The sequence below is a fragment of the Clostridium neonatale genome (assembly GCF_001458595.1).
Classification (GTDB): domain Bacteria; phylum Bacillota; class Clostridia; order Clostridiales; family Clostridiaceae; genus Clostridium; species Clostridium neonatale.
The window spans coordinates 155,336-169,810 of the sequence record NZ_LN890327.1 but is presented as its reverse complement, the minus strand read 5'-3'; the positions used below and the strand labels follow the sequence as shown (position 1 = coordinate 169,810).

The window sequence follows — 14,475 nt, the reverse complement described above, 5'->3', positions numbered from 1 at the left end:
ATTACTTTTAACTATATACATAAATAGATTAATAAATTGTCTCAATTATCATGAATTAATTTACATCCAAATCAACAAATTTCATAAAAAGTATTACAATACATCTAAACTAAATATTATCCTTAAGCTAAATTACTTTTTAGTCTAAATAATAATTAATTATCTTTTACATGAAAATATGAAATTGTATTTTCAAGTTTTTCAACTATTTCATTTAATTTTTTTGAAAAATCAGCTACTTCTTCTATTTCTTTAATTTGATCTTGTGTTGCCTCTGATACTTGTTTGGTTGTTTGTGTTGTTTCTTCTGAAATGGATGATATCCTTTTCATTGCACTTCTTGCAGCTTCCTTTGTACTTACTATTTTTTCAATTGCTTTAAAAACCCCTTTTAATTCATTATCTATCTGATTTATTGAAAAAAATGTTTTATCAAATGCCATGCTTGTATTTTTAAGTGAATGAATTTGATGTTCTATTACATTACTTGAATTATCCGACATTTTAACTACTAATTCAGTTTTAATTTTAACATTATTTATTATATCGTGTATCTTAATAGAAGATCTTTTTGTTTGATCAGCAAGTTTTTTAATTTCATTTGCTACAACCGCAAATCCTTTACCGGCATCTCCTGCCCTTGCTGCTTCTATTGCTGCATTTAAAGATAATAAATTTATTTGTTCAGAAATATCTGCAATTATATTTATAATATCTCTTATATTTTTGACCTCATAATTTAAAGAATTTATTTCTTCAGTTATTTTAAAAGATACTCTATTAGATTCATTAACTCTTAAATTTAAATCTTCAACTGACTCTAAAGCACTTTCTTGCACCTTTTTAGTATTTTCTAAATATCTTGAAACATTTTGTGCTTTTTCGTTCACAGCATTTATTTCATCCGATAAATTATTCATAAACTCTAAACTCTTAATAACACTATCTTCTTGAACAATAGCTCCTCTTTCTATTTCCAACATTGTAGCCGCTATTTCTTCGGATACAGCATATGAATGTTCTGATATATTCGAAACAGTTTCAGTTCCATCAGATATATTTCTTATTAAATTCTTAACGTCACTAATCAATATACTTATTTTTTTTATCATACCTTTAAATTTATAAGTAACTATTCCTACCTCATCAGTATAATTATTATTTATCTCTAAATTTAAGTATCCACTCTTAGCTTTTTCCATAAGCTCAACAAGATTTTGTAATGAGATTGAAATGTCTCTAGATATTAATAACGAAATAATCATTGCTACGATAAATGATATTGTTCCAATTATTATAATATTATTTTGCATTTTATTCGCTTCTTGATTTAAATAACTATATGGAATAGTCGTTACTATATACCAGTCATTTATATTTAAACTAGAATATGAAACTAGATTTTTACCATAGCTACTCGAAAAAGTTCCTGATATATCAACATCAAATCCGTCTTCTTTTCTAACTCTATTATTAATTTCATTTAATAAGTTTCCTTTCTCGTACTTTTGGCCTACAAAATTTATATCTTTATTTCCTATAATAGTTCCATCTAAACTCAATATAGATACCTCTGAATCAATTCCTAAATTAATATCTTTCAGTATATTAGTAAACATTTCTCCTTTAATTTCTTGTATTACTGTTCCAATTCTTTGGCCATTATATGAAGATTTTACGCCAAATAAATTATATATTGAATATTTACCTTCCTCATTTTGTAGCACCCATTTACTATTTATATTTTTCTTAATATTATCTTCATTTTTTTCTAAACATTTCATCATATTAGCTGATATATTACCTATACTAATATTATTTTCATCAACAATACTTAAATTTGATACATAATTATTAGATGATATTCTCATTCTAACTATTTTTGATAACGATGTTGTTTTTTTGTATTTATCACTATATCCTAGTGTTTCACTATTAATTAAATAATCCTGAATATCAGAGTCTAACGCTAAAGTCTTCGATAAATCTACATTTTTGCCCATTTCATTAAACACATTGTTTTTTATTTGATTTGTAATTTGTGAAGAAAACTGTATACTTTTATTGTCCATTGCTTTACGAGATTGTATTATAGATGTTTGTCCAATTATTAATAGTATAGCTAATATTAACACTCCATAAGAAATAATTAATCTAAATTTTATTTTAAGATTTCTAGTTAGAACATTCAAATTAATCATTTCTACATTACATATTCCTTTTTTTTTTCAATACATTTTTAATACTACATATGGTGTTTCTCATAATTTTCATGATTAGTTCCTCCTGCCTCTTACATCCGAACTATACTTACTACTAAAAAAAAAATTCTTTAGAATTTGTACTACCTCGTAACATTTTTAAAGCTTTCTTAATCTATAATATCATTACTTAACTTTTATTTTATATATACTTTCTATAGATAAAATACTAATAATTATATAAAATAAAGAATATACTTTACCTTAGTTAATTTAAATTATCCTCCAAGAAAATAAATCTACAGAAGCAATTCTTATTATAGAATTTGTTTCATTATTATAATTAAATAAATACCAGTATAGAAGTCTTATCTTCTATTAACATCTATAAGCTGTCTTCTATATTGTGACGGGGTCATTCCCTTTAACTGAACAAATTTATTAATAAAATAATCAGTATTGCTATATCCAATAGCCTCAGAAATTTCATAAATTTTTTTATCACTTGTCGCCAATAATTGAGAAGCTTTTTCTATTCTAAAATTGTTAAGATATTCTTTGAATGATGTATTATATTTCTTTTTAAAAATCTGTCCTAAATATGCACTATTAATATAGTACTTTTCACTTAAAGATTTTAAACTTAGCTTTTCCATATATCCTTCTGAAATTTCTTTATCTATATAAGTTAAAACTCCTGATACTGAATTCTCTCTTAGTTGAGCTAAATACTTTGCAAATTCAAATGAAAATTCCTTTAAATGTTCTGAACTTCCTCTACTAACTATTTTAGAAAATGCTCCATAAGTAATATATCTCATTACCTCTTTTTGATCTGCATCAGCATCTAATTTTTTAGCAATATTTATTAGATTGCATAATAAGTAATTCACATTCATTTTTATAACATCTAAATCTATTGCAGTTTTCTTAAAGCTACTATACAACCTATCCACACAGTTTGAAATTTCTTCCTCATTATTTTCTTCAATTTCTTTTATTAACTTATCTATATATTGCTTTTCTACTCCATAAGAAACTTCATTTATTTCAATAATCTCATCATAATACGTTATACAGGAAAAATCAGTAAATATTTTTGCTATATTAGCACTTTTATATGATAATGACAAGTCTTCAATACATTCAACTTTCTGCCCAATATACATATAAAAGTCGTATTTTATTCTTTGTATTAATTTACCTCGAATTATTGATATATATTCTTTTTCAGTCAACCCTTTTTCTTTAGCTAATTCTTTATTATAGATAAATCCAACATCATAACAATTTCTATCATTACTTACATCAAAAATAACATTATAATAATGTTCATTTAAAATATCCATCATGCTTTTATATAGTTCTCTTTGAGCTTTTCTCTTACAGTCATCTGAAATATAGGTATCTGTATCATAATTTATTTCGACTATTATATATCTTAATAATCCATTAAAATCTAAATATTTTTTTACATAATCTAATTCAGCTTGGTCATATTTACCTAATATAATTGAACTTAAATTCTTATCATAAATAGTTTTATCTTTTATCTTTTCTTTATTATCCTTTATTTTTTCTTTTAAATATTCTTCTTTGAAACTAGTCAACACTTTTATAAGTTCATCCACTACAATTGGTTTTAAAATATAATCTTTGACATTATATTTTATAGCTTTTTTGGCATATTCAAATTCATAAAATCCGCTAAGTACAATAAATTTATACTTTTTCTTTATATTACTTTGGGTATACTCAATAAATTCTAATCCATTCATTTCTGGCATTTTTATATCTGTTATGATTAAATCTATTTCATTTTTCTGTAATTCCTTTATTGCTTCTACTCCATTACTTGCTTCTGCTACAATTTCATACCCATAACTCTCCCAGTCTATGAGTATTTGTATACCTTTTCTTATAAAAGGTTCATCATCTACTAATAATATCTTTATCATAATACTCTCCTCTCATTATTTAATGGTATTTGTATCAAAATCTCTGTTCCCCTATTTAATTCACTATCAAATTCAAATTTCATTGAATAATTACTATATGCTTGTAATCTTATACAAGTATTAATCATGCCTATACTTTTACTGTTATTCAACATTTCTATCTTTAAATTTTTTAGTTTCTCTTTTATTTCATTTAGCTTTTCTTCTTCCATACCTATTCCAGTATCTATGATTTCAATAAATAGATCTACTTCATTCTTAAATATAGTTACACATATACTTGCATTACGTGGAACTTGCTCAACTCCATGCACACATGCATTTTCAACAAAACCTATTATAGATAGCTTAGGTATTTTAATTTTTTTGCAATTTTCCATAACATTCAAAACAAAGTCAAGTTTATCTCCAAAACGATATTTTTGAATATTAAGATAATTCTCTACAAATGTCATTTCTTCTTGAATTGTCACAGTATCATCTCCCCAGTTAACTATATTTCTCAATAATACTGCTAATTTTTCAATTATCTCCCCCGTTTCTTTTTCACCTTTTATTAAACTTCTCATTCTTATGCTTTCAAGAGTATTAAATAAGAAATGTGGATTTATTTGGCTTTGTAGAGCTCTCAGTTCTAATTGCTTTTTAGCCAATTCTAAAGCTTGTTTTTCTACATTTTTAAGAAGTACTTCTTCTATTAATTCTTTTATTCTACATACCATTAAATTATAACTTTTTATTAGCCTCCCTATTTCATCTTTGCCTTCATCACACACTATTGTGTTAAACTCTTCATCTTCAACCTTATCTAAATAACTATTAATTAATAAAATTCTATCTTTAAAAGATTTAGATACCATATTAATTACTATAGTTGGTAACAATAAATTAAATAATATAAGTATTAAAATAACAGCTTTTTCTTCTCTTAGTTTATTTAATACATTAATATTATCCGCAGTAATAACTACATTCCACACTTCGCCTGTTCCTCTTACTTTAATAGATCTACTAAATTTAAAATCTTTTTCTTTAATATTATCAATTGACTTAAATTCTTCTTTAGAATTATCATCTTTGACATTAGAAAATAATATATTCTTATCATTACAGACGTATAAATTAGCATTCATTTTTTCACTTGCTATTTCATTGAATATCTTATCATAGTTTAGATCTATCTTTAAAATCTGGGTATTCTCTGGGGAATCATTTAATTTGTTAATTATACTTATCTTTCTATAGGGGTTATCATTTAAAATGTTTATTACACTTCTATCAAAATACGTACTTAAAATTAAGCTTTTATTGCTCTCAAATGCATCCTTATACCATTTAGTTTCTTTTAATTCTGGAGTGATTTTTTCAAAGTATGCAGAATCAGATATAGTATTGTTATCTGTATAAATTGTTAACTTATATATATTGCTTGAAGTATAGTATGAGTTTATAGATGTTATTTTTAATAAATCAGTATATTCTTCATAGAACTCTATGTAACTAGCATACTTCTTATTTAGAAAACTTTTTAATACACTATTAATATATAAATCGTTTGCAATAGACATACTTTCTTCTATTCTTGTACTAAGATTATATTTTACTCTATCAAGGGTATTCTGAATATTTATCATTTGCTCATTATCGTAATACTTTTTCATACTAAAAAAAATAAGAGAATTAGTTACAATAATAGGAATTAATACACATACTATATATATTGTTAATAATTTCGACCTTATACTGTAGTTATTAATCATATATTTATTTTTCATAGCTTTCTCCTTATAATATCAATTTTAACACATATACCCTTATATTTCATTAATTGATATTACTTCTCTTTTCTTTATTACTTTATTTAAAAGCTTAGATTTGCAAAGAGAGGATTCAATATTGAATCCTCTCTTTATTTATAGGTGTAGTTCTTTACTTTGTACTAAATGGTGAGGCTGGCAATCCTTCTTTATTATATAATGTAACTTCTAACGGACAATCTGCCCAACAATATCTTACACCACATATGCAATCCACTTTATCACTAACTACTTCTACTACATTATTAGTTAATATTGCTTTTGCAGGTATATATATATCATCTTCGCCACATACTGCAAAATGTTTTAATTCTGATCCTTTTACTAAAAGTCCACTAGCTATATTAGTAAAATAAACCTTAGCTTTGTTATTACATACTTCTAACTTTTCATATAGTGGTCCACTATGAACAATCTCTTCATTATAAATTATTTTTCTAGCACATAATGCTAACCTTTTACCAACATCTTTTTTATTTAGCGGATGTAAGTCATTATATTCTCCTAAATCTATAGCTACTGCCATTCCTGTATTATTAACTTTTAACGTTCTCCTTTGTAAATCTCTAACAAGTGCCCAATTACTTTCGCTATATTCTTCACTTGGTTCCATATAATTAGCTAATTGAACAAATAAGAATGGAAAATCACCTATATTCCAAGTCTCTCTCCAATTTTTGATCATATCTGTAAATAATTCTTCATAATCATAAGGATATTCAGTATTGGACTCCCCCTGATACCATATAACCCCTGCTATATTATAATCTTTAATTGGATAAATCAACTTATTATAAAGACCTACTGGTTTAAATTCAAAAAATGTTTGCTGCTCTAAAGCTTCCATATTACATCCTATTTTATATTTCCATAAACCTTTTAAATCTATTTTTTCAGATCCGATAATCAATTCATAATCCTTATCTTTTATAAATCCACCTACATTAATGTTGCTTATTAATCGTATAGTTATAATATTTTTACCTTCTTTTAGTATATCTTTAGGAATATCATATTTCCTTGGTGGATACATATAATCGGTCTGTCCTACTTTAATACCATTAATATATACTGCATCCCAATCTACAATCGCACCTAATAATAATTTACTTTTAAAATTTTCTGCACATTTTGATAAATATATCTCTTTTCTAAACCATATACATCCATTAATATTTTCAAGCTCTGTCCCCTCAAAACTTTGCGGAACTGTCATAGTGCGCCAATTTGAATCATCATAATTTTCACTATACCATCTATCTTGTTCATCCTTATAACCTTCATCAATATTATTTATGGTTGTATACCACTCATTTATTCTATCCATATCGCTTTTTATTGTGGCTTGCACATAATAATCATTTTTACATCTTTCTATTGTTTCAGTAAACCTCGAATATTTATTCAAAGCTTCCTCGCTCGTCCAGCTTTCTGCTCTACTTCCACCTACTGCATTTATTATTAATCCTATTGGTATTTTATATTTTTCATATAAATCTTTTGCAAAAAAATATGCTACAGCACTACATTCACAAGCATTTTGTGGATTAATTTCTAACCATCCACTTCCATTAATTTCTTCTTGTGGTCCATGAAAATCATATTCTTTTAGTAATGTAAATCTTCTTATATTTGAATTACTATATCCATTTACTTCATCTTCATATAAATCAAAAACTCTACTTATTGGTAATTCCATATTAGATTGCCCACTACAAACATATACATCACCTATTAAAATATCTTTAATTCTTCTTTCTTCTTTTCCCTTAATTATCATTTCATAAGGGCCACCAGCTTCTAAGTTTTTTAATGTCACTTTAAAATATCCATTTTCATCAGTAATACTTTCGTACTTTTCATCGCAAAATTCGATTAGTATATCTTCATTTTTACTTGCTTTTCCTGTAATTGAAGTTTTATTTCCTCTTTGTAAAACCATTCCATCACTAACTAAAGCAGGCAACCACATTTTATTCAAATTTAATGACATACTTTAAATCTCCTTTAAGTTAAAAATTACAAAATATATAAATATCGTTAAAAGCTCATATTTAGCTTCTCTTTTTTGAATATTTATTTTGTATATATTATTTTTCTAATATATTTATTAGGATTATTTAACCAATTAATAATATATTACCGATATTCTTCAGAGTAGACCATGTCATAGAAGATTCATCACACCAAATATTTACCCCATTTCTTGTACCATTAGTAGCATCATTTACTTGAAAATCAAATCCTAAAATTTGATTAACTACAGCCTGATTATTTAAAGGTATAGCCATTTCTACTACATATCCATCATCAGTTTTACTAGCTGCTGATTTGAATTTATCAACAATTCTGTTTCCTCCACCACTTTGTTCATTATCATAATTTACTCTATATTGAGCATCATCATTATCATAATCCGAAGTTCTCGCATTATTTTCATCAATAAATGCCTCAACAGAATCTTGCTCATGTAAATTTTTACTAGTTTTATCTAAAGTACCATCACTAACTTCACTTAATACATAAATATAATTTTTATCCCATAAAAGTCTAACTTTAGCTTTAGCTGTACCTTCCCCTTGTAGACTTACATCTGTGCTGATAACATTAGCTGTCTTCCATATATCATCTATACTACCATCAATAACTGGAGTTCCTTTTTTAACTTCTACTAATTTTGATGCTTGACTAAATAATAATATTCCACCATTTTCAGGATTTAATGTATCTGTGCTTGCATAATCATTCCAAACTGCTGAAGATGTTATATCCCCATTAGAATCATTGTCATTAATTTTCATATCAAATATAATTTTAGTTCCTAATCTAGCTTCAATGCCCTCTAATGGTAATTTAGCTTGTATTTGATATCCACTAGATGTTTTACTAACCTTAATTCTATCATTGTTAGTACTACGATTAATTGAATATTTTTCATATTTACCTTCACTATTAGATACATATATATCTACACTATCTTTATCTCCAACTGTTTCATCATGTACATCTGCAAAAATATATAAATTATCCACATCCCACATAGATTTTACCTTAGCTGTAGCTCCATCTAATCCTTTTACAAATGAATTAACATCAAAGGATTTAGTTGTCATCCATTTGGCGTCCACATTATTTCCTATTACAGGCGTTCCACTTGATGTATTTACTGTCTTTTTATATACATCAACTTTCGAAGGATTTACAATCGCCCAATAAGCTGGCTTAGCCTGTAAATTTCTATCGAAAAGCAATGCGGCATTATTTCTACCCACTACCGGAAAATTATCTAACCATGAATCATCATCTGAATTACCCCAGAACATAACTAATCCTAAATTACCTTTTTGGGCTTCTTCTTTATAAACATCAAATAGTGATTTGTATTGACTTGCTTGTTGTACTAAAATATCATTTGTTATATTTTCAGGTTCATCATCACTATTATAAATTGACATATCTAATTCTGTAACTTGAACAGTAAAATCTGGGTTGTATTTTTTCAAAGTTGCAAATTTTTCAATACACGATTTAATTTGCTCTACTGAAGGTCTAGTTATAGAAATATGACTTTGAATACCTATACCGTCTACTGGGATGCCTTTTTTAAGCATTCTCTCAACTAAATTATATAAATCATCTCTTTTTCTAGTGCTTCCTTCTGTACCATACTCATTTATAATTAATTTTGCCTCTGGATCAGCTTCATGAGCATATTTAAAGGCTAATTCAATATAATCACTATCATAGCCATCACCATCAATATCTCCTATTATAGATTTCCATTTTGATCCTTCATTCTCTCCTCTTAAGCCACTATTATCTGAGATAACTTCATTTACAACATCCCAATATTTTATCTTTCCTTTATATCTTCCAACCACAGTTTTTATATGATTCTCTAGTCTACTTCTTAATAATTCACTTGAAGCTGGTTTAGTTGAGTCATTTTTATCTTCAAAGAACCAATTAGGTATTTGACTATGCCAAACCAAAGTATGTCCTCTTAATATCATTCCATTTTCTTGACCAAACTCTACATACTTATCTCCTTCATCCCAATTAAAATTACCTTCAGTTGGTTGTAGTGCATCAGGCTTCATAAAATTACCTGGCACCAATGCATTATATTGATATTTTAAGAATTCAGAATGAATATCACTACTATCAAGCTGATTTGTATTAATTTCTGTTCCAACAGGAAAATAAGCACTAAATACCTCTTTTAATTTTGGAATATCTCTTTGGAAATCTTTTTTTGCTATTTCTGTTTTTGTAATAACTAAATTATCTAAATAAAAATCAATTTTATCCGAATCATTAACTTTATCATCTGCTTTATAAGGTAATTCTATATATAGAGAATATTTATCTGCACTTTCAGGAATTGTATAGTCACCTTCTATTTTAGTCCACTGACCTTTTTGGGCTATACCACTTCCAGCAGCTTTGTAAGTTTTGCTCTCACCAGTAACACTTTCAAATTGTAAATTAAAAACTTGATTATCTAATCCATTTTCATCATCATACATTACATATACAGAAAAATGATAAGTTTCTCCTTTAGTAAGTATATTAGTTAAGTCTTTTATAGGTCCTTCCCATGTTTTTGTTCTTCCTGATACTTTTAAAGAATTATTTTCTTTGTATTTTTGTGTTGAATCCTGTGAAACTACAGCTCCTCCTCTAGTTTTCCATTCACCTATACTTTCCTCAAAATTTTCGGAATACTGCACATCTGCTATCTGATCTGTTTGTGCTAAAGCTGGTACAATATTATGCTGTAATGGTATACAAATTATATTAGTTATTAGTCCAATAGTAATTACGCTAATCCATTTTAATACTTTTTTCTTATTTAACATATAACCTCTCCCTTTACATATCAAATCTCATTATCTATATTGCTATTTTATATCTTGATACTCAAAACATAAAAAGTCTGCATAATTATTGCTTTTATACCTATTACTTGATCCATACATACCTAATGTGCAACCTACAAATCCTCCAGCTACCTCAGTGCTTAAATTCCTTGTATCCACATCACGTTGTAATACCTCATAATTAATCCCATCATAACCATAATAGAATGTTAATAAAGAATCTTTACATTGTATTTTTAAATATAATCTTTTATTTTTTATTTCTACTTCATTAAGTATGATAGATTTTTCTTTATTCTTTTCAATTATTCTTAGTACATATTTTTCTTCTTTTTTTGTGTATTCATATGTCATATAATATTCATTACTTTGAACTACAGCAATACCAGCACACTCATTTTGTGAGTTCGGAGTAAAATCCATTGCTGTTGATGCAATATAGTTATAACTCTTTTGTCTTAAAGCTATATAAGCCGGATTATCTAAATCACTTAAGGTTTGTTCTTTAAGATATAGTCTTAGAGCTCCTTCCCTTTCTTTAAGAGAATACAAATTTTCTGACGGATTTTTTAAAAATAGCCACTCTTTTTCAAGTTGTTCTTTATAAAAATGATATGAATTTGTTTTTCTTTCTACTGGATATTCACAAAGATCAACTTCTTGTTCTTCCTGCAATATTCCAACCCCATAATTTATAATCGGCCAATCTTCTTCCCAATCAACTGTCGCTAAGAATGTTTCTCTTCCTATATTACAATATCCATTAAACTTTCTGCTTGCTAGCATTATAATAAACCATTTATTATCTTGTGTACTTATTAAATCACCATGTCCAACATGTTGTATTGGATATTTATTACCTAAATGTCTGTGCGTAATTATTGGATTTTTAGGATTTCCTACATACTCTCCAAATACAGATGTACTTCTTGCTACTGTGATACAATGATCAGGACCTGTACCTCCCTCAGCAATCATGAGATAATAATAATTGCCTTTCTTATAAATATGAGGACCTTCTGGCCAAATTACATTTTTAAGAGCACCTTTCCATATTTTATGACTTTCTCCTACTAGCTTCATAGAGTTTAAATCTAATTCTTGTGTCCATACTTCCCAATCTCCATTATATCTTACGCCTTGCTGATTCGGTCTTGTTCCTACATAATAAACCTTTCCATCGTTATCAAAAAATAAACTTGGATCAATTCCTTGAGCACCTTCTAAAAAGTTAGGATCACTCCATGGACCAGCCGGATCTTTAGATGTAACTATAAAGTTACCTCCATGAGTAATATTAGTTGTTATCATGTAATATGTTCCATCATTATATCTTATAGTTGGAGCAAATATTCCTTCTGAATGTCTTGTATTACTCAAGTCTAGCTGAGATTTTCTATCTAAAACATTACCTATCTGTTCCCAGTTGCTTAAATCCTTACTTCTAAATATAGGTACTCCTGGGAAATAAGTAAATGTTGAAGTTACTAAATAAAAGTATTCATCATCTTTACATATTGATGGATCTGGATAAAATCCAGATAATATAGGATTCTTAATTTTCATAAACTGTAACTCTCCTTTACTTCCAGATTTTATAATTTCCACTTAATGCCAAAAAAGCAAATAAGTATAAACAGTTATCATAATATCTTCTTTCATCGCTTCTTAAAGGTGTGTTCCAAAATAAATCTATACATTCCTTTTTATACTTTCCTTTAGCTGCTAAAGATGCCATAGCGTTTGTTGCTATAATAGCTACAGGATGAAGTGCTTTTTCATTTATAATTGTTCCATCTATTTCATAAACTAAATCATCTTGTCCCTTTACTGTCTCACAAAAGAATTTTTGAATTTTATCTGCACATTCACATTCCCAATCCGAATATTCAAACCATTCATAGCTTAGTCCTAAATTTGCAGCAACTCTATATGAATCACTATAATACCTTTCACGATTATCATGCTTAAAAGGAGAGCCATCATAATATGAATATTCAGGTGCTAAACCTGTCACTGGATGACATGCCTTTTTTAAATATTCTCTACTGTTTTGAGAGGCTTTTTTCCAAAACTCTTTATCTTCTTCATTACACCATAAAGCAAACAAATCATAAAAATGTGGTAAATGATAGGATGGATCAGTAAAATCTACTGCTGGAACAAATTTTATTAATTTATTATTTATATCCCACATGCTGTCTCCATCATTTTTTTCACCTTTATGAATACAATCATGTAGAATATTTCTTGCTTCCAAAGAATAATTAAATATTCCTTTTCCATCTCCCCATCTATTACTTGCAAAGAATAAAGATAATGCGAAATATTCTTCACCATCTGGAGCTGGACCATCAGAATTTTTTATACCACTTGGTTGAACTGACCAAGCAAAATATCCTTTATTCCAGCCTGAATCCATCCACATATACGTTTTAGCAAATTTCCATAATTTATCAAACTCTTTTTTCATGTTTCTTTGAACACACATCATCATTGCATATGACATACCTTCTGTTCGTACGTCATAATTTCCTGTATCTATAAAACATGCCATGTTATTCTCTGTTTCATGATACAATCTTTCCTCTTCATTTCCATAAAAAATTGTATCGTATATTTCATCTAATCTCTTTTCAATTTTATTTTCATCATATCCATATTCTTTAAAAAGATTAGTATAATTTTCAGTTAAATATGCTCCCATTATTCTTTAACGCCTCCAATTGTAAGCCCTGTAACAAAGTATCTTTGTAAAAATGGATATAGACATACTATTGGTGCCGCTGTGATTATTGTAGTTGCTGCACGTATAGATTTCGGTGTTACAATATTACCAGCATTTTTCATCATATCAACAGTACCTGAAGTACCTTGTTGTGTCGCTGCTGATAACAATTTCATAAGTTCATATTGAAGAGTTGTCAATGAAGAATTACCTGCACAATATAACATTGAATCAAACCAAGAGTTCCATTGGCCAACAGCTACAAATAATGCTACTGTTGCAAGAACAGGCTTACATAGCGGTAATATTATTTGAATAAATATTCTAAAATCACCTGCCCCATCAATTTTAGCTGATTCTGATAAACTATCTGGAAGTCCATTCATATAAGTTCTAATTACTATCATATTAAAGGCACTAACTAAGCCTGGTAATATGTATACTAGAAAGTTATTTAATAAATGCAATTTTTTTATTAATACATAAGTTGGGATCATTCCACCACCTACATACATTGTCAAAACATATATAAATGAAAGTTGTTTTTTAAACATATACTCTTTTCTACTTAAAACATAAGCTAACATCGCTGTTAGAAATACTTGCAATACTGTTCCTATTACTGTTCTTGAAACTGAAATAAATGCAGCTTGGCTTAAATTTTGATTATTAAATACTGACTTATAGTTTTGAAGTGTGAACACTCTTGGCCATAAATATATTCCTCCTCTTACCGAATCAATACCATCATTAAATGAAATCGCTAATGTATTCAGTATTGGATACAATGTGACAATTAAAAATAGCACCATGAATATTCCTATTAAAGTATCATATACAATATCTCGCTTACTTCTTCTTCTCCAATTTGCCATAATTGCTCCTCCT

General features: G+C 27.5%; 8 protein-coding genes. All 8 read right to left on the bottom strand.

Translation table 11 applies throughout. The features are described 5' to 3' along the window. Positions 1-155: 155 nt before the first annotated feature. Complete coding sequence (locus BN2920_RS04195) at positions 156-2,201, bottom strand: methyl-accepting chemotaxis protein (RefSeq protein WP_058293776.1); 2,046 nt, start codon at positions 2,199-2,201, stop codon at positions 156-158. Between the two features lie 368 nt (positions 2,202-2,569). Further along, positions 2,570-4,159, bottom strand: coding sequence for a response regulator transcription factor (locus tag BN2920_RS04190; RefSeq protein ID WP_058293775.1), 1,590 nt, complete (start codon positions 4,157-4,159; stop codon positions 2,570-2,572). Then, entirely contained in the window at positions 4,156-5,934 is a 1,779-nt protein-coding gene (locus BN2920_RS04185) for a sensor histidine kinase (protein WP_058293774.1), read from the bottom strand. Before BN2920_RS04185 ends, BN2920_RS04190 begins: the two co-directional genes overlap by 4 nt. A 154-nt stretch (positions 5,935-6,088) precedes the next feature. Beyond that, on the bottom strand, positions 6,089-7,969 hold the full coding sequence (locus BN2920_RS04180) for a sialate O-acetylesterase (protein ID WP_058293773.1): 1,881 nt from the start codon (positions 7,967-7,969) through the stop codon (positions 6,089-6,091). 127 nt (positions 7,970-8,096) lie between these two features. Next, positions 8,097-10,838 (bottom strand): endo-1,4-beta-xylanase, encoded by a 2,742-nt coding sequence (locus BN2920_RS04175; RefSeq protein ID WP_058293772.1) that lies wholly within the window; start codon positions 10,836-10,838, stop codon positions 8,097-8,099. Between the two features lie 42 nt (positions 10,839-10,880). Next, the gene (locus tag BN2920_RS04170; protein ID WP_058293771.1) at positions 10,881-12,425 is read right to left on the bottom strand and encodes a glycoside hydrolase family 43 protein; all 1,545 of its coding nucleotides are present in this window, start codon (positions 12,423-12,425) and stop codon (positions 10,881-10,883) included. 16 nt (positions 12,426-12,441) lie between these two features. Beyond that, the gene (locus tag BN2920_RS04165; protein ID WP_058293770.1) at positions 12,442-13,566 is read right to left on the bottom strand and encodes a family 8 glycosyl hydrolase; all 1,125 of its coding nucleotides are present in this window, start codon (positions 13,564-13,566) and stop codon (positions 12,442-12,444) included. After that, on the bottom strand, positions 13,566-14,462 hold the full coding sequence (locus tag BN2920_RS04160) for a carbohydrate ABC transporter permease (protein ID WP_058293769.1): 897 nt from the start codon (positions 14,460-14,462) through the stop codon (positions 13,566-13,568). Before BN2920_RS04160 ends, BN2920_RS04165 begins: the two co-directional genes overlap by 1 nt. Positions 14,463-14,475: the final 13 nt, after the last annotated feature.